This is a genomic window from Erwinia sp. AnSW2-5 (assembly GCF_045107195.1).
GTDB lineage: Bacteria > Pseudomonadota > Gammaproteobacteria > Enterobacterales > Enterobacteriaceae > Erwinia.
The window spans coordinates 21,390-38,035 of record NZ_JBJGXA010000011.1; the positions used below are offsets into that span (position 1 = coordinate 21,390).

The window sequence follows — 16,646 nt, forward strand, 5'->3', positions numbered from 1 at the left end:
CAGTACAGGGAGAAAACGATGAACTATCGCCTGACGGGCTTAGTGCTGGCAAGCGTACTGATGGTGGGATGTGCCTCTTCTGAGACGGCGAATGCGCCGCAGGGCCATGCCGATCCTCTGGAAAGCTTCAACCGTTCGATGTTCGACTTTAACTATAATGTTCTGGATCCGTATGTTCTGCGTCCGGTTGCGGTAGCCTGGCGTGATTATCTGCCACAGCCTGCACGTAACGGGATGGGCAACTTCTTCAGCAACCTGAATGAACCCGCTTCAATGGTGAACTACTTTATTGAAGGGAACCCGTATAAGGCGATGGTGCACTTCAACCGCTTCTTCCTGAACACCCTGCTGGGTATGGGCGGTCTGATTGATGTGGCATCAATGGCTAACCCGAAACTGGCGAAAGAAGAGAACCGCGCTTTCGGTAGCACGCTGGGGCACTACGGCGTGGGATATGGCACCTATGTAGAAGTGCCGGGTTACGGCGGTTTTACGCCGCGTGAAGATATTGGTGGACTGGTCGATGATGTTTATCCGCCGCTGCTCTGGTTGACCTGGTGGATGTCTGCCGGTAAATGGGCACTGGAAGGCATTGAAACCCGTGCGCAGTTGCTCGACTCAGAAGCGATTTTGAGAAATTCCAACGATCCTTACGCCTTTATGCGTGCGGCTTATTTCCAGCATCATGATTTCCTCGCCAGCGATGGAAAATTAATTCCGCAGGAAAATCCAAATGCCGCAGCAATTAAAGGGGATTTGGGTGATATTGATTCGCAGTAAATAATAAAAAAACCCCACCGAAGTGGGGTTTTTTTATTCGAGTTGATAAAGCGCTGTTATCAGAACTTATAGTTAAAGCTCGCGCCATATAGCCAGGCTTTGCCGCTGGAAGTAAAGGTATAAGGTGTGGCCTGGCCGCCATTCTGTGCCGTCGCGACAGGATCATTCCCTTCTTTAACCGTGACTTTCTGGCCGTGCATATAAGAAACACCGACATCAACCGACGCATCTTTATTAAAGGCGTAAGAGGTACCGGCGCTCAGCCATAAACGATCCTGGTCAGGAATCGAGATGGAACGTTTATCGGCAGGAACCGGGCTGTCATCGAAGGCAATACCGGTACGGAAGGTCCAGTTTTCATCGTAGAAGTAGCTGGTGCCCAGCGCGATGCGGTAAGCGTCGTGGAAGCTTTCATCTTTAACGAACAGATCCTGGCCATTGCTGCCGGTTGCTCTCAGCTCCTGGAACTGGCTCCAGCTAGTATACGCCAGGCTGTAGTGAACCGCCCACTGTGGTGCGACCTTGTGGTATCCAGACAGTTCCCACATTTCCGGCAGATGCAGTGACAGCGATCCTGAAACGGTGTTACCGCCCGTACCGGATGGCAGACCAAACTGTCCGCCGATCGGGTTATAGGCCACCGGAATATCGCTGCTGTAGTCACCATCAAAGTCGATTTTCACTTCTGAACGGTAGCTCAGGCCAAAGCGGTTTTTATCATCCACTTCATACAGAATACCGGCGTTCCAGCCATAGCCCCATTCGTCACCTTTCAGGTGAGCAATCTGGGTATCAGCCGGAGCGGCGGGTAAACCTGCGGCGGGCAGGAAAGCGCCCAGCTCACCGATGTTACGTTCGATCTTCGCCCGTGCGTAAACGGCATTCACACCAACACCGAAGCTGAAATTCTGGTTGAGGCGATAAGCAGTACTGAGGTTCAGGTTCATGGTCATCAGATCGGTTTTTCCGGCAAACGGACCGCCTGCATAACCGTCATTAAATTCTGTTGCCAGACCATAGTTACTGGTTGCTGAGGCGCCAATCCACCACTGATCGTTCAGTGGCTGCACGTAGTGAATATTGGGTACCCACTGCGTCGGCGCAATATTATCGGCGTTCAGACTGTTGCCTGCGCCAGATTGCCCCTGAATATTGACATCGGGATCGATAAATACCGCACCGATGGAAAACTCAGGGCGATCCATTAATGCCATTGTGGCTGGGTTACGGCTGGCTGATGCAGCGGTATCGCCCATCGCGCCTTCACCGGAATAAGCACGGCCAAGACCGATGGTTGAAAATTCGTTCAGTTGAAAGCCGGCCGACAAAGCATTTGAAGAAACAAGCGCCACTGCTGCTGCGAGTGCAGACTTAGCAAACAGGTTTTTATGGTTCATAACCACAACCTCATTATCTGATTTTTATTTAAGCTCTGTTACGTAAAGTAACAAGGGATCGCGGATTCTAGGGACTGACAGACAACCAACAAATCAGACCAGTGGGCCAAGTATAGGTCTGACCTGTGTCTATGTTGCAATATTGTTTTTCAAATATTTATAAATTGATGCCAAAAAAGCGATCTTGGTTACAAAAACCTTACAATCAATTTTTTGATGATTCAGTCTGACTTGTTTCGGATCAAGTAATAGTGTGATTTTCATCACTTAACGCGCTCTTTTCCCCGGATGGCTGGAGCGCAAACAGGCTCAGGCGTAGACTTACACTTATCTAAATTAACCTGCCGCCAGATAGTGGGTGGTATGCCGGAGGATGTATGACTGAAGCTATTAACCGCTGTAACGCCAGTGAAACCGCCGCTTGTTGCTGTGTTGATGTCGGGACAATCATGGATAACACGGACTGTACTGCCAGCTACAGCCAGGAATTTGAACGCCGTGAACAGGCTGAAGCGATGCTGCGGACGCTGACTGACAAAGCGCGTGCCGTTGAGTCAGAACCTTGCCTGATTGAGAGCCGCTTCAGCGAAACCCCGGCCGGTGTCAAACTGGACTGTGAGTTTACGTTTAGCTGCCAGGCGGAAACGATGATTTTCCAGCTGGGCCTGCGTTAATCCCCGGTGGAGGGTGCCCACCCTCCACCAGAATCGTGTGTCTTCTCGCATTTTTTCCCTTCTGCCATAGCGCCCGTCATTAATCTGGTTAACACTGATCAGGTCAGACCTCTTGGCAATGATGCCGTCTATCTAAGATATGCTTCCGATCCCGCGTATTGCTGCCCATGCACCTGCAATACGACGCTACAGGGAGTTGAAAGGTGAGAATAATGAGTAAAGCCAACCCTTTGCTGACACGTCAGGGTGACCGTATCGCGATCACTCACGGATTGCGCACGCCTTTTGTTCGTCAGGCCACCGCGTTTCACGGCATTCCGGCGCTGGAACTGGGGCGCATGGTGATCAGTGAACTGCTGGCGCGCAGCGAGATCCCCGTTGACGCCATTGAACAGCTGGTGTTCGGCCAGGTCGTGCAGATGCCGGAAGCCCCCAATATTGCGCGTGAAATTGTGCTGGCCAGTGGCTTGAGTGTGCACACCGATGCCTACAGCGTCAGCCGCGCCTGCGCCACCAGCTTTCAGGCGGTAGCGAATGTGACCGAAAGCCTGCTGGCGGGGACGATTCAGGCGGGTATTGCCGGTGGTGCGGACTCCTCTTCCGTGCTGCCGATTGGTGTCAGTAAAACGCTGGCGCGGGTGCTGGTGGATCTCAGCAAAGCACGCACGTTGCCGCAGAAACTCAAACTCCTCAGCCAGCTGCGTCCACGCGATGTGCTGCCGGTGCCGCCTGCGGTGGCGGAATATTCCACCGGGCTGCGCATGGGCGACACCGCCGAGCAGATGGCGAAAGATCATGGCATTACCCGCGAGCAGCAGGATGCACTGGCGCACCGTTCCCATCTTCATGCGGCCCGAGCCTGGCAGCAGGGGCTGTTAAATGACGAGGTGATGACCGCTTATGCACCGCCGTGGAAGCAGCCTGTACAGCAGGATAACAACGTTCGCAGCGAATCCCGCCCGGAAGACTATGCCCGTCTGCGTCCGGCGTTTGACCGCAAACACGGCACGGTCACGGCGGCAAACAGCACGCCGCTCACCGACGGTGCGGCGGCGGTAGTGCTGATGACCGAATCCCGCGCGCGCGAACTGGACATGGTGCCGCTGGGCTACCTGCGCAGCTACGCGTTTACCGCCATTGATGTGCGCCGGGATATGCTGCTGGGGCCTTCTTATGCCTCGCCGCTGGCGCTGGATCGCGCGGGGATCACGCTGGCCGATCTTTCACTGATTGATATGCATGAAGCCTTTGCGGCGCAGACGCTGGCGAACCTGAAGATGTTTGCGGATGAGCGCTTTGCCCGCGAGGTGCTGAACCGTCCCCACGCGCTGGGCGAGGTGAATCAGGAGCAGTTCAACGTGCTGGGTGGCTCTATCGCTTATGGTCATCCGTTTGCTGCGACCGGGGCACGGATGATCACCCAGACACTGAATGAGCTGCGTCGGCGCGGTGGTGGCCTGGGCCTGGTGACCGCCTGCGCCGCCGGTGGTCTGGGTGCGGCAATGGTTCTGGAGGCGGAATGATGGAACAGAAAACGGCATTTACGCTCAGCATGCGGCTGGATAACGTCGGGGTGATCACCATTGATGTGCCGGACGAGAAGATGAACACGCTGAAGGAGGCCTTCGCCGGGCAGATCCGCGATGTTCTGCGGCAGGCACGGGCCAATCCGCAACTGGCCGGGCTGGTGCTGATCTCCGGCAAGCCCGACTCTTTTATTGCCGGGGCAGATATCAGCATGATCGCGGCCTGTCACACAGCAGAGCAGGCCAGCGCGCTGGCACATGCAGGACAGACGGTGATGGCGGAGATCGCCGCGCTGCCGGTGCCGGTAGTGGCCGCCATACACGGTACCTGCCTTGGCGGTGGCCTGGAGCTGGCGCTGGCCTGCCATCATCGCGTTTGTACCCTGGATGATAAAACCCGTCTCGGCCTGCCGGAAGTTCAGCTGGGGTTATTGCCTGGCTCCGGGGGAACGCAGCGGTTGCCGCGCCTGATTGGCGCATCGACTGCGCTGGACATGATCCTGACTGGCAGAACCCTGCGTGCACATGCTGCCCTGAAATGGGGTTTAGTGGATGAGGCGGTGGCACCGAGTATTTTACTGGAGACGGCGGTGAAGCTGGCGCTGAAAGCGCGCAGCGCCAGAAAGCCGTTACCGCTGCGGGAGCGGCTGTTAACCGGCCCGGCGGGCAGGGCGATCCTTTTCGCGCTGGCAAAACGCCAGACCCAGGCGAAAACCCACGGCAATTACCCGGCGACGGACAAAATACTCAGCGTGGTGCGCTGCGGGCTGGAGCAGGGCAGCGGCAGCGGTTATGCCGCCGAGGCCCAGGCGTTTGGCGATCTGGCGATGACGCCGCAGTCCGCCGCCTTGCGCAGTTTGTTCTTCGCCACCACTGCGCTGAAAAAAGATCCGGGTGCCCTGGCAGCACCGCGTGAGCTGAAGCGGATTGGTGTGCTGGGCGGTGGCCTGATGGGGGGCGGTATTGCCTGCGTCACTGCGACCCGCGCCGGGCTGCCCGTACGTATTAAGGATGTGAACGTGGACGGCATCAACCATGCGCTGAAAACCAGCTGGCAGGTGCTGAGCCAGCAGGTCAAACGCCGCCGCCTGAGTGCGGCAGAGCGTCAGCAGCAGATGGCATTGATCAGTGGTGGCACTGACTATCAGGGCTTCCGCCAGCGCGATATGGTGATTGAGGCGGTATTTGAAGATCTGGCGCTGAAGCAAAAAATGGTGGCTGAGGTTGAGGCACAGTGTTCGCCGGACACCCTGTTCGCCTCTAATACATCCTCGCTGCCGATTGCGGATATCGCCTCAGGTGCGCAGCGGCCAGAGAATGTCATTGGTCTGCACTACTTCAGCCCACCGGAAAAAATGCCGCTGGTGGAGGTGATCCCTCACGCGGGCACGTCGGCGGAAACCGTGGCCACGGCAGTGGCGCTGGCAAAGAAACAGGGTAAAACACCGATTGTGGTCGCCGATCGGGCCGGGTTCTACGTTAACCGTATTCTCGCTCCCTATATGATTGAAGCGATGCACTGTCTGCTGGAAGGGGAACCGATTGAGTCTATCGACCACGCGCTGGTGCAGTTTGGTTTCCCGGTGGGTCCGGTGCAACTGCTGGACGAAGTGGGGATTGATGTCGGCACGCATATTATGCCGATCCTGCAACAGGCCTGGGGCGAGCGTTTTGCGCTGCCCGCCGCGCTGGATGCGGTGCTGAAGGACGATCGCAAAGGCCGGAAGAACGGCCGTGGTTTTTACCTTTATCCGCAGAAAGGGCGCAAAAAACAGCCGGACAGCGCGATTTATCGCTTGCTGAATATCAGTGCAAAACACCATCTCAGCGCACAGAATATCGCTCAGCGCTGTGTGATGATGCTGTTGAATGAGGCTGCACGTACGCTGGATGACGAGGTGGTTTCCTGCGCGCGTGACGGTGATATCGGTGCTGTTTTTGGCATCGGCTTCCCGCCGTTTCTCGGCGGCCCATTCCACTATATGGACCAGTTGGGTATTGGTGAAGTGGTGAACAGTTTAGAACAGCTTATGCAGCGTCACGGGCCGCGTTTTGCCCCTTGTGAACGTTTGAAAAAAATGGCTGACGCCCAGGAAACCTTCTATAAACCGGAAGTTAAGCTGAATAGTTGCACTGATTCAGCGGGTTAGTCTGGCAGGGTAGTGAATGATGTTTGCGGGGTAATCTGCAAGCCGCTCACTAAGTAAACAATCGGTTGACTATACTCAAGGCATTGGGGTACAACACAGCGTTCATTCTCTGGATGAAGAGTCGGACGGCGTTGTCCCCCGGCGTTTTTGTTTAACAACAGCGGTGCTATATGCAAGTTTTCATTATGCGTCACGGCGATGCAGCGTTAGATGCAGCAAGTGATTCTGTCAGGCCTTTGACCCATTGCGGCTGTGATGAGACTCGCCAGATGGCGACATGGCTTAACGGCCAGTCAGTGGATATTGAGCGGGTACTGGTCAGTCCTTATCTGCGCGCGCGGCAAACACTGAATCAGGTACGTGAAGTGTTGTCCCTGCCAGAAGGCGAAGATGTGCTGCCAGAACTGACACCGGGCGGCGATCCTGGTTTAGTGGCCTGCTACCTGCAGGTGCTGGCTAACGAAGGCGTTAAATCGGCGCTGGTGATCTCACACCTGCCGCTGGTGGGCTATCTGGTGGCTGAGTTATGCCCGCAGGAAGCGCCACCGATGTTTGCCACCTCGGCGATTGCCTGCATTGACTTCGATGCGGAGAACGCCTCCGGCAAGCTGGAATGGCAGGTTTCCCCTGCCAAGTTAGCGAAAGCGATGTAACACCTGAACCAGGGGATGACCTTCTTTTCCGGTCATCCCGTGCCGATAATCTGCTTCGCACTACGGCAGCATCAATTCCGGCGGCATCCACTCTTCAATCTCAATCAACACCAGCAGGGCGGCATCTCCGCCAAACAACTTCGGTGCCTGATGAAAGGCCATCACCATTGGGTGCTGGGCCAGCCACAGCGGTGTCTGCTGTTTAAGAACATGCTTGCCGTGGCCGTGCATCACGCTGGCACAGAAGATATGTTCGCGGCGGCAGGCGGCAATCAGTGCACCAAGCTCCTCCTTGGCCTGCTTCTGGGTTAACCCGTGCAGGTCGAGGAAAATTTCCGGGCTGTAATCCCCACGTCGCAGTTTTTTCAACTCATAGTGATCAACATCCCTTCGCACGTAACGCACCGCGCCTTCCGTCGCCAGCAGCGGCTGGAACTCATCGGAAAAATAGTGACTGTTGTCCATCTGCTCGGATAGCAGGCGTTTCTGAGGGACTTCGCTTATCTTTTTGCGCGGCGGCTTATGAACAATCGTGTCCTGGGTCAGCTTGCGTATGCCGGTCATCAGCCCGCGAAATAGCGCCTGATCTTCTGCGTTTAGCTTCTCTTTTTTACTCATTTCAGGGGTCGCTATGAAGTCGGTGTATTCGGTTATGGGTCATTTCATCCACAATTTGGGATCAGTCTACCTTTTCCTCGCCCGTGGCTGAAACAAATCTCAGCTTTTTCGCCCCCTCGCGCTGAATTATCTCAAGCTTCGTGGCAAACTAGCGCCCGGGTTTAACAGAACGGCCTGCGGAGGGCACTTTGGACAAAATTTTCGTCGATGAAGCAGTCAATGAACTGCACACTATTCAGGATATGTTGCGCTGGTCGGTCAGCCGCTTTTCTGCTGCTGATATCTGGTATGGCCACGGCACTGACAATCCCTGGGACGAAGCTGTTCAGCTGGTGCTCCCGACGCTCTATCTGCCGCTGGATATCCCGGAAGATATGCGCACTGCGCGCCTGACCTCGAGCGAGCGTCACCGCATTGTTGAGCGAGTGATCCGTCGCATTAACGAACGTATTCCGGTGGCTTACCTTACCAACAAAGCCTGGTTCTGCGGCCATGAGTTTTATGTTGATGAGCGCGTGCTGGTGCCACGTTCGCCGATTGGTGAGCTGATTAACAGCCACTTTGACGGCATCATCAGCCATGAACCCCAGCATATTCTGGACATGTGTACCGGCAGCGGCTGCATCGCCATCGCCTGTGCTTATGCCTTCCCGAATGCTGAAGTGGATGCCGTGGATATCTCCACCGATGCGCTGGCGGTCACCGAGCAGAACATTGGTGCACACGGTTTGGATCACCACGTGACGCCAATCCGTGCCGACCTGTTCCGCGAACTGCCGAAGACGCAGTACGACCTGATTGTTACTAACCCGCCGTATGTCGACGCCGATGATATGGACGACCTGCCTAACGAATACCGCCATGAGCCGGAACTCGGTCTGGCAGCTGGCAGCGATGGCCTGAAACTGGTCCGCCGTATTCTTGCCTGCGCACCGGACTACCTCAGTGAGCAGGGCGTGCTGATTTGCGAAGTGGGCAACAGCATGGTGCATATGATCGATCAGTACCCGGATGTGCCTTTCGTCTGGCTGGAGTTCGATAACGGTGGCGACGGCGTGTTTATGCTGACAAAACAACAAATTATCGACGCACAACATCACTTTAAAATCTATAAAGACTGATTCACCATTTTAGCGAGGAGCCAGCATGGCGGGTAATACCATTGGACAAGTATTTCGGGTCACGACGTTTGGCGAATCACACGGCATCGCCCTCGGTTGTATTGTTGATGGCGTGCCCCCGGGCATCCCGCTGACCGAAGCCGATTTGCAGCACGATCTCGATCGCCGCCGCCCTGGCACTTCGCGCTATACCACCCAACGCCGTGAACCGGACCAGGTGAAAATTCTGTCCGGGGTGTTTGAAGGCAAAACCACCGGAACCAGTATTGGTCTGCTGATTGAAAACACCGATCAGCGCTCGCAGGACTACGGTACGATCAAAGATCTCTACCGTCCCGGTCACGCGGATTACACCTACGATCAGAAATACGGTTTCCGCGACTATCGCGGCGGTGGCCGTTCATCGGCGCGTGAAACGGCGATGCGCGTCGCTGCCGGTGCGATTGCGAAAAAGTACCTTGAGATGAAACACGGCATTATCGTGCGCGGCTATCTGGCGCAGATTGGTGACGTGGCCTGCGAACTGAAAGACTGGGACCAGGTGGAGCAGAACCCGTTCTTCTGCCCGGACCCGGATAAAATTGACGCGCTGGACGAACTGATGCGCGCCCTGAAGAAAGAGGGCGACTCCATTGGTGCCAAAGTGACCGTGATGGCAGAAAACGTTCCGGCAGGTCTGGGGGAGCCGGTGTTTGACCGTCTGGATGCGGACCTCGCACACGCGCTGATGAGCATCAATGCGGTCAAAGGCATCGAGATTGGCGACGGCTTTGCCGTGGTCAGCCAGCGCGGCAGCGAACACCGTGATGAAATTCGTGCCAACGGCTTCCAGAGCAACCACGCGGGCGGCATTCTGGGCGGCATCAGCAGCGGGCAGAGCATTATCGCTCACCTGGCGATGAAGCCGACCTCAAGCATTACCGTTCCGGGTAAAACGCTGACCCGCAGCGGTGAAGAAGTCGAGATGATCACCAAAGGCCGCCACGACCCGTGCGTGGGGATCCGCGCAGTGCCGATTGCCGAAGCGATGATGGCGATTGTGCTGATGGATCACCTGCTGCGTCACCGTGCGCAGAATGCCGATGTTGAAACCACTTACCCACGCTGGTAACCGATGAAAAAGACGCTGATGGCGCTGTGTGCGCTGGTGATATCGACGGCGACCGCGCAGGCCGCCACGCCGTGGCAGACAATTCATCAGCCGATTAGCGGTGCGCCGCAGTCGATTGGTGCCTTTTCTAACGGCTGCATTATTGGCGCACAGCCGTTGCCGCTGGAAGCATCCGGTTATCAGGTGATGCGTACCGACCAGCGTCGCTATTTTGGTCACCCGGACCTGATTGCGTTTATTCAGCGCCTCAGCACCCGGACCAACCAACTGGGATTGGGCGAAGTGCTGGTCGGTGATATGGGCATGGCGGCAGGCGGTCGCTTCAGCAGCGGTCACGCCAGCCATCAGTCCGGGCTGGATGTGGATATCTGGTTACAGCTCCCGAAGCAGCGCTGGACACAGCAAATGCTGTTGAAACCTCAGCCGCTTGACCTGGTGGCTGCCGACGGTAAAAATGTGGTGGCGCGCCACTGGCAGCCGGAAATCGACAGCCTGATTAAGCTGGCAGCGAAAGATAATGAAGTGACGCGTATTTTCGTTAATCCGGCGATTAAAAAGCAGCTTTGTGCAGATGCCGGTAGCGATCGTGAGTGGTTACGCAAGGTGCGTCCGTGGTTCCAGCACCGTGCGCACATGCATGTGCGCCTGCGCTGCCCGGCAGGCAGTGTACAGTGTGAAGACCAGCCGATCCCGCCACCGGGTGATGGCTGTGGTGCCGAGCTGCAAAGCTGGTTTGTGCCCGCCAAACCGGGCAGTACACCGCCGGTGAAGCGCGAGCCACCGCCGTTACCGCCATCCTGCCAGGCTCTGCTGGATAAACATTTACTGTAAGGCACAACGATAAATGGAATGGGTAAGCGTTGCCCCGTGGCTGTTGGGCGTGTTGTTTCTGGTCGCCTTACTGGCCGGTTTTATCGATGCGATTGCCGGTGGCGGCGGCTTACTGACGGTGCCCGCACTGCTGGCGGCGGGGCTGTCCCCGGCCCAGGCGCTGGCGACCAATAAGCTGCAATCGGTAGGCGGATCGTTTTCCGCCAGTCTCTATTTTATTCGCCGCAAAGCCGTGGATTTACGCGAACAGAAGCTGAATATTGCGCTGACCTTTTTAGGCTCCATCAGCGGTGCGCTGCTGGTGCAGCATGTGCAGGGTGATATTCTGCGCCAGTTGCTGCCGCTGCTGGTGATTACCATTGGTCTCTATTTCCTGCTGATGCCGAAGATCGGCGAGGAAGATCGTCAGCGTCGTCTGCACGGTCTGCCGTTTGCGCTGGTAGCCGGGGGATGCGTGGGGTTTTATGACGGATTCTTTGGCCCTGGCGCGGGTTCGTTTTATGCGCTGGCGTTCGTCACGCTGTGCGGATACAACCTGGCGAAATCGACCGCTCATGCCAAAGTCCTTAACTTCACCTCCAATCTCGGCGGTCTGCTGCTGTTTATGATAGGTGGCAAAGTGGTGTGGCTGGTGGGGCTGGTGATGCTCGTGGGTCAGGTCTGCGGCGCACGGCTTGGCGCCAGAATGGTGCTGACCAAAGGGCAGAAGCTGATCCGCCCGATGATTGTGATTGTGTCTGCTGTGATGAGTGCCAAGTTGCTGTATGACAGCCACGGCACGGAGATCATCGCCTGGTTCCATCAGCTCTGAATGTTGCCGGGCTGAGCGAAAAAGACGGTTAGCCCTTACATCCTCCGGTGCGCCAGCAGGCGCAGACGTTAAGTAGGCTGGAGGGTGAGTTCTTTGACTTTTTCAATCGCCATCGGCTTGCCAATGTAGTACCCCTGCAAGCTGTCGCACTGCAACTGCGTTAGTTGATCCTGTTGCAGCTGTGTTTCAACCCCTTCAGCGGTGACATCCAGTGAGTACGCTTTACCAAGGCCGATCATATTCTCGACGATTTGCCGTGCACTTATCGAATCATCCATCGGGAAAATAAAGGATTTATCCAGTTTAATACCGTCGAACGGGAAGGTCCTCAGATAACTCAGTGAGGCAAAACCCGTCCCGAAATCATCGATAAGGAACTTCACCCCCAGCTCTTTAATCTTCAGCATCACTCTCTGGGTTTTGACCGGATCCCTTAACGTCACATTTTCAGTGACTTCGATTTCCAGTCGTGAGCTTTCCAGCCCGGACACGTTTAAAACGTCTTGTATTCTGTTGTACAAACTCTGTTCCTGGAATTCGCCCGCAGAGAGATTCACGGAGACGGATAATCCTGGCAGGTGATGCCGTGTTTCGTGGCAGGCCGTGTGCAGAACCCAGTCACTGAGCGCATTGATCAGCCCGGTCTCTTCCGCCAGAGAGATAAACTGATCGGGCATCAGCAGTCCGTGAGTGGGATGTTGCCACCTGACTAACGCTTCTACCGCTGTGATGCTGGATGTGCGGGTATCGAAACGTGGCTGATAAACCAGACGCAGCTGGCCTGCGCGGATCCCCTCGCGTAGCTCCTGCTCCATCTCGCGGCGCTGGACAATTTTTTCGCCCATGTCCCGCTGGAAGAATGCCCACTGGTTACGTCCCTCATTTTTGGCTTTGTAGAGCGCAATATCGGCATAACGTAGCAGGTCACTGGCGGTGCGGGCGTCCTGAGGGGAGAGGGCAATACCCAGGCTGACCCCGATAAATATTTCACAGTTGGCAATCAGGAATGGCCGGTTAATCTCAGCAATAATCTGCTGGCACAGGGTGACGATATCGTCCGGATCCTGAACCTCCGGCAGAATAATAATAAATTCATCACCGCCATGACGGGTCACCATACCGGATGTTTGCAGGCAGGCGCGCAGCCTGGCAGAGACCTCATGCAGCACTCTGTCACCGGCCGCATGCCCGTAGACATCGTTAACCGGTTTAAACTTATCAAGGTCAACCATCATAATGGCCAGCTGCTTTTTAGAGCTGGGGGCAGAATTCAGTTTACCCTCAAGGAACTCTTTCATCTGCACGCGATTAGGCAGGCCGGTTAACTCATCGAAGTGCGATAAATAGCGCACACGCTCCTGGGCGGCCACTTCCTGGGTCACATCGGTGGCGGTACCGCGAAAACCCGTTTGACCGCCCGGAAGGAAAACGCGTTTAACAATCATATTGCAGTAGCGCTGATGTTGCTGCGCAGAGCGGTAGCAGCTGCTGGGTAGTGTGATACGGCCACCTGACTGGCAAAGATAAGTAAGCCGGGATACAGCATTGCTGTCATTCAGCAGGAACTCCGTCGCTTTGCGGCCAATCCAGTCAGAGATGTGATAGCCGGTAATCACCGGGAAACGTTCGGATATCCAGGTAAACCTTAAGTTCTCATCCGCTTCCCAAATCCAGTCCGTGGTGGTTTCAGCGACATCTCTGAAGCGGCATTCGCTGTTATAGAGTGCCTTTTTGCTCTGCTCCAGCAGGAAGTGACTCTCATCACTGAGACGCGCTTTACGCAGGGCATTTTTTATCAGCATCAGGGCGGTCAGCAAGGTGATACACATCAGCAACACCAGCGCAGGCAGAATACCCGTTACCAGTGCATTACCGGGATTATCACTTTGCCAGGCAAACATGGCCGTACCGCCCAGGGCGGGCAGTGCCAGCATATTAGGGCCTTCATACTGGAGGGCGTTTTGCCTGCTGAGGATTTGTGCGCCCTGGATACCATATTCCAGCGCCATAGCAGTCAGCTTCTCCGGGGTGAGCCTGTCGGCGAAGATCAGTATTGAGTGCGGGCCGTTATCGGTGTCTTCACTGGCCGCGCCGTCGGGGGTAATCCAGGCGGCACTGATGATGGTGACTTGCCCCTGTGAGACTACCAGCATCGAGATGGCATTTCCTCCTGACGCATTCAGCCGTTGGTTAAGCTGGGGCAGGGGATCTTTGCCCAACCATGTGGCAATCATCTGCAGATTTAATTGCCCTCCGAGCACGCTGTAACGCGTTTTTCCCTGTGGAGAGACAACGAAAAGCCCCTCATAATGAAATCGGTGATACAGGGATTCTCCAAGGTTCTGATCGTCCCAGGCCCATTTGGTGTTCACCGTCAGATGCAGGTTTCTCCAGGCTTCGCCCCAGTCGGCGTTGTCCATGGTATGGGCATGCATAATCTCCTGACGGTTTTCTATCGCTTTCCCCATCAGTAACTGGAGGTGTTTATCTTCATGAGTGTTTTGTTTATCGGCGATGTAAAACAGCGCAACGATGGCGAAAAGAAATAGCGTCCCGAGCAACAATAGCATAACGAGCATGGGCTGTTTAACCAGCCCACTCGCTTCTCTGTTGAACAAGGCGTTGGTTTGAATTGATTTTTTCTTCATTGACATTCGCCTGAAATGGCCATTAATAAGTTAGAAATATTTCAGGACATCCCTGTCACGTATTTTTTCTTAATTCCCCCGGTGCTGACGGTATTCATTTGAGCATTTTTGGTGTGTTCTTTATGTTAGCGAATTAAGCTTTTAATTTAATGTTAAAGATTTTGTTGGTTTAAATAAAGTCTTTTAAGGTTTATTTTTATAATGGTATCAATGTCAGTTATCGGCGGCATTTCATAAAACTTTATACTAATAAAAATATTTATTTTTCTTAAGGTTTCCTTAATTTTTCTTGATGATAACTGGATGCCAGAGCACTCCTGCTTCAGAAGGGCGGTATCACGGTAAATCCAGTCAATGCAGTGATGTTCACCAATAATGCTGTATATCAAGATCGATTAATTGTGATGGAATTCACGTCATTAAAATAGGGTTGGTGGTAAATGTATTTAAACACAGAGTGTTTTTCCTCTGCCAGATAGCGATGGTATCCTGACTGCTGGAGGGCGGCTGCGCTATCATGGTGCAATAATTTCCAGCGTTCATGATTTTATTAAAAACATCACTCATTGAGTGAGGAAGATAGCATTTGGAGGTATCATGAATATAACCAAAAGGTTACTTTTGGCCTTTTCTCTTCTTATACTAAGTTTAATTATTACCAATGTCATTTCTATGTTCTCTTTATTTAATATTAGTAAGGATGCTCATTATTTTCAGGAGAATACTTTGCCAAGTATTACTGTGATGAATAATGAAAATTTAAAATTATCAGCTATTCGTTCTGCACTCTATCAGCATGGTTTAACTGAAGATCCGGCTGTGATGAACACCATTAAAGCGAAGTCAGAAGCCACGATGAGCGATCTGATGGTGTTACATCAGCACTATATTAAGGAATTGGTTTCTGACGATCGCGATCTGGCGTTATCGAACAAGACGCAGGCCGATCTCGAGAGCTTTAAAGGAACAATGACGCAATACTTCCGTATTTCTCAATCCAACGATCGCCATGCGATTAACCAGGCGATGCGCAATGATGGGTTTGTCACCGTACAAATTGACAAGCTGGTTCAGGATTTTAAAGATCAAATCGACTACAACAATCAACTGGTTAAGGTGGCTAACACTAAAAGCAGTCACCTGATTGATAATTCCATGATCCTTTCTGTGGCCGCCACGGTGATCGCTACCTTCGTGCTGGGCGCATTCGCTTTGATCACGGTGATGAACATCAGACGCCGTCTTAATGCAATGCAAAGCGGTATCGTTTCCATCAGTGAAACCCTGGATTTAAGCCAGAGTATGGCAGCCGGCCGACAGGATGAAATTGGTCTGACCGTCACCGCCTTTAACCAACTGGTTGAACGTGTGGCGGAGGCGATGCAGATGGTGCGGCTTGCGTCGCAGTCGGTGAGTGGTTCGGCGGAAGAAATCTCCAAAGGTAATGAGGAACTGTCGGCGCGCACCGAGCAGCAGTCCGCTGCCGTTGTCGAGACGGCAGCCAGCATGGAAGAGTTAAGTTCCACCGTGAAACAAAACGCCCACAATGCCCAGCTGGCCAGTGAGCTGGCGGCAACGGCTTCAGATACTGCGGTGAAAGGGGGCAGCGTAGTCAGTTCTGCGGTCACCCGCATGAGAGACATCAGCGAAAGTTCACGCCGTATTGCGGATATCACCTCAGTGATTAACGGCATTGCCTTCCAGACCAATATCCTGGCGCTCAATGCGGCCGTGGAAGCGGCTCGGGCTGGCGATCAGGGGCGCGGGTTCGCGGTGGTTGCTGCCGAGGTTCGTTCGCTGGCACAGCGCAGTGCGCAGGCGGCAAAAGAGATTGAGACGCTGATTGCGGAGTCCGTGAAGCATGTTGAGGATGGTGTTCATCAGGTTGATTTAGCAGGCGAAAGTATGAGTGGTATTGTTCACTCAGTGACTCAGGTCAAAATACTGATGCAGGAAATTGCCTCCGCCTCCGACGAACAGAACCGTGGGATCGGTCAGATTGCTCAGGCGATGACCGAAATGGATACCACTACGCAGCATAATGCCACTCTGGTTCAGGAATCCTCGTCGGCAGCAAGCAGCCTGGAAGAGCAATCTTCAAAACTGCAGCAAATGGTGAATGTGTTCCGTTTACCTGGGGCACAGCAGGAAGCACATCCGGTGAAGGAAAAAGCCAAAAAATTGAAACCTGCGGCGACGTCAGCCTCTGCGGTCGGCTGGGAGTCTTTCTGACTTAGCATGTGTTCGACCGATGGTGATCCCTGTGAGTGGCGGGGATCGCCGTTTTTTCCCCCGTTATGCCTCCTTCTAAAAAACGAGAATAGTT

Annotated in this window: 13 protein-coding genes; 10 read left to right on the plus strand and 3 right to left on the minus strand. The window is 54.3% G+C overall.

What is annotated here, in order from left to right; translation table 11 throughout:
• The first annotated feature begins 18 nt into the window (after window positions 1–18).
• Window positions 19–780: a phospholipid-binding lipoprotein MlaA gene (gene mlaA, locus ACFL9S_RS09540; protein ID WP_405261623.1), complete on the plus strand. Its 762-nt coding sequence runs from the start codon at window positions 19–21 to the stop codon at window positions 778–780.
• 59 nt (window positions 781–839) lie between these two features.
• On the opposite strand, the gene fadL is transcribed toward mlaA, so the two are convergent.
• A complete protein-coding gene (gene fadL / locus ACFL9S_RS09545; protein WP_405261624.1) occupies window positions 840–2,177 on the minus strand; it encodes a long-chain fatty acid transporter FadL in 1,338 nt (445 codons plus the stop codon).
• A gap of 377 nt (window positions 2,178–2,554) precedes the next feature.
• On the opposite strand from fadL, the gene ACFL9S_RS09550 reads away from it, so the two are divergent.
• From ACFL9S_RS09550 to sixA, 4 genes are all read left to right on the plus strand, one after another.
• Window positions 2,555–2,851: a YfcZ/YiiS family protein gene (locus tag ACFL9S_RS09550; RefSeq protein WP_405261625.1), complete on the plus strand. Its 297-nt coding sequence runs from the start codon at window positions 2,555–2,557 to the stop codon at window positions 2,849–2,851.
• A gap of 212 nt (window positions 2,852–3,063) precedes the next feature.
• A complete protein-coding gene (fadI, locus tag ACFL9S_RS09555; RefSeq protein ID WP_405261626.1) occupies window positions 3,064–4,374 on the plus strand; it encodes an acetyl-CoA C-acyltransferase FadI in 1,311 nt (436 codons plus the stop codon).
• Window positions 4,374–6,527 carry a fatty acid oxidation complex subunit alpha FadJ gene (fadJ, locus tag ACFL9S_RS09560; protein ID WP_405261946.1) on the plus strand — a complete coding sequence of 718 codons (2,154 nt, stop codon included), beginning with the start codon at window positions 4,374–4,376 and terminating at the stop codon, window positions 6,525–6,527. Before fadI ends, fadJ begins: the two co-directional genes overlap by 1 nt.
• A 170-nt stretch (window positions 6,528–6,697) precedes the next feature.
• Entirely contained in the window at window positions 6,698–7,180 is a 483-nt protein-coding gene (gene sixA / locus ACFL9S_RS09565) for a phosphohistidine phosphatase SixA (RefSeq protein WP_405261627.1), read from the plus strand.
• 60 nt (window positions 7,181–7,240) lie between these two features.
• On the opposite strand, the gene smrB is transcribed toward sixA, so the two are convergent.
• Window positions 7,241–7,798, minus strand: a complete 558-nt coding sequence (gene smrB / locus ACFL9S_RS09570; RefSeq protein ID WP_405261628.1) for an endonuclease SmrB — start codon at window positions 7,796–7,798, stop codon at window positions 7,241–7,243.
• Window positions 7,799–7,986: 188 nt separating this feature from the next.
• On the opposite strand from smrB, the gene prmB reads away from it, so the two are divergent.
• From prmB to ACFL9S_RS09590, 4 genes are read left to right on the plus strand one after another with little or no spacing between them, the layout of a single operon-like run.
• Complete coding sequence (gene prmB / locus ACFL9S_RS09575; protein ID WP_405261629.1) at window positions 7,987–8,919, plus strand: 50S ribosomal protein L3 N(5)-glutamine methyltransferase; 933 nt, start codon at window positions 7,987–7,989, stop codon at window positions 8,917–8,919.
• 25 nt (window positions 8,920–8,944) lie between these two features.
• Window positions 8,945–10,030, plus strand: a complete 1,086-nt coding sequence (gene aroC / locus ACFL9S_RS09580; RefSeq protein ID WP_405261630.1) for a chorismate synthase — start codon at window positions 8,945–8,947, stop codon at window positions 10,028–10,030.
• 3 nt (window positions 10,031–10,033) lie between these two features.
• Window positions 10,034–10,861: a penicillin-insensitive murein endopeptidase gene (gene mepA, locus ACFL9S_RS09585; protein ID WP_405261631.1), complete on the plus strand. Its 828-nt coding sequence runs from the start codon at window positions 10,034–10,036 to the stop codon at window positions 10,859–10,861.
• Window positions 10,862–10,874: 13 nt separating this feature from the next.
• Window positions 10,875–11,672: a sulfite exporter TauE/SafE family protein gene (locus ACFL9S_RS09590; protein WP_405261632.1), complete on the plus strand. Its 798-nt coding sequence runs from the start codon at window positions 10,875–10,877 to the stop codon at window positions 11,670–11,672.
• Window positions 11,673–11,740: 68 nt separating this feature from the next.
• Here the strand turns inward: ACFL9S_RS09590 and ACFL9S_RS09595 are convergent, their stop codons facing one another.
• Entirely contained in the window at window positions 11,741–14,320 is a 2,580-nt protein-coding gene (locus ACFL9S_RS09595) for an EAL domain-containing protein (protein WP_405261633.1), read from the minus strand.
• 597 nt (window positions 14,321–14,917) lie between these two features.
• Between ACFL9S_RS09595 and ACFL9S_RS09600 the strand changes: the two genes are divergently transcribed.
• The gene (locus ACFL9S_RS09600; RefSeq protein ID WP_405261634.1) at window positions 14,918–16,552 is read left to right on the plus strand and encodes a methyl-accepting chemotaxis protein; all 1,635 of its coding nucleotides are present in this window, start codon (window positions 14,918–14,920) and stop codon (window positions 16,550–16,552) included.
• Window positions 16,553–16,646 lie beyond the last annotated feature (94 nt).

Bases quoted from the DNA above. Each gene is read 5' to 3' on its own strand.
- mlaA (WP_405261623.1), top strand. From the start codon at position 19: ATGAACTATCGCCTGACGGGCTTAGTGCTGGCAAGCGTACTGATGGTG.
- ACFL9S_RS09590 (WP_405261632.1), top strand. From the start codon at position 10,875: ATGGAATGGGTAAGCGTTGCCCCGTGGCTGTTGGGCGTGTTGTTTCTG.
- fadJ (WP_405261946.1), top strand. From the start codon at position 4,374: ATGGAACAGAAAACGGCATTTACGCTCAGCATGCGGCTGGATAACGTC.
- mepA (WP_405261631.1), top strand. From the start codon at position 10,034: ATGAAAAAGACGCTGATGGCGCTGTGTGCGCTGGTGATATCGACGGCG.
- sixA (WP_405261627.1), top strand. From the start codon at position 6,698: ATGCAAGTTTTCATTATGCGTCACGGCGATGCAGCGTTAGATGCAGCA.
- fadL (WP_405261624.1), bottom strand. From the start codon at position 2,177: ATGAACCATAAAAACCTGTTTGCTAAGTCTGCACTCGCAGCAGCAGTG.
- ACFL9S_RS09550 (WP_405261625.1), top strand. From the start codon at position 2,555: ATGACTGAAGCTATTAACCGCTGTAACGCCAGTGAAACCGCCGCTTGT.
- fadI (WP_405261626.1), top strand. From the start codon at position 3,064: ATGAGTAAAGCCAACCCTTTGCTGACACGTCAGGGTGACCGTATCGCG.
- smrB (WP_405261628.1), bottom strand. From the start codon at position 7,798: ATGAGTAAAAAAGAGAAGCTAAACGCAGAAGATCAGGCGCTATTTCGC.
- aroC (WP_405261630.1), top strand. From the start codon at position 8,945: ATGGCGGGTAATACCATTGGACAAGTATTTCGGGTCACGACGTTTGGC.
- ACFL9S_RS09595 (WP_405261633.1), bottom strand. From the start codon at position 14,320: ATGAAGAAAAAATCAATTCAAACCAACGCCTTGTTCAACAGAGAAGCG.
- ACFL9S_RS09600 (WP_405261634.1), top strand. From the start codon at position 14,918: ATGAATATAACCAAAAGGTTACTTTTGGCCTTTTCTCTTCTTATACTA.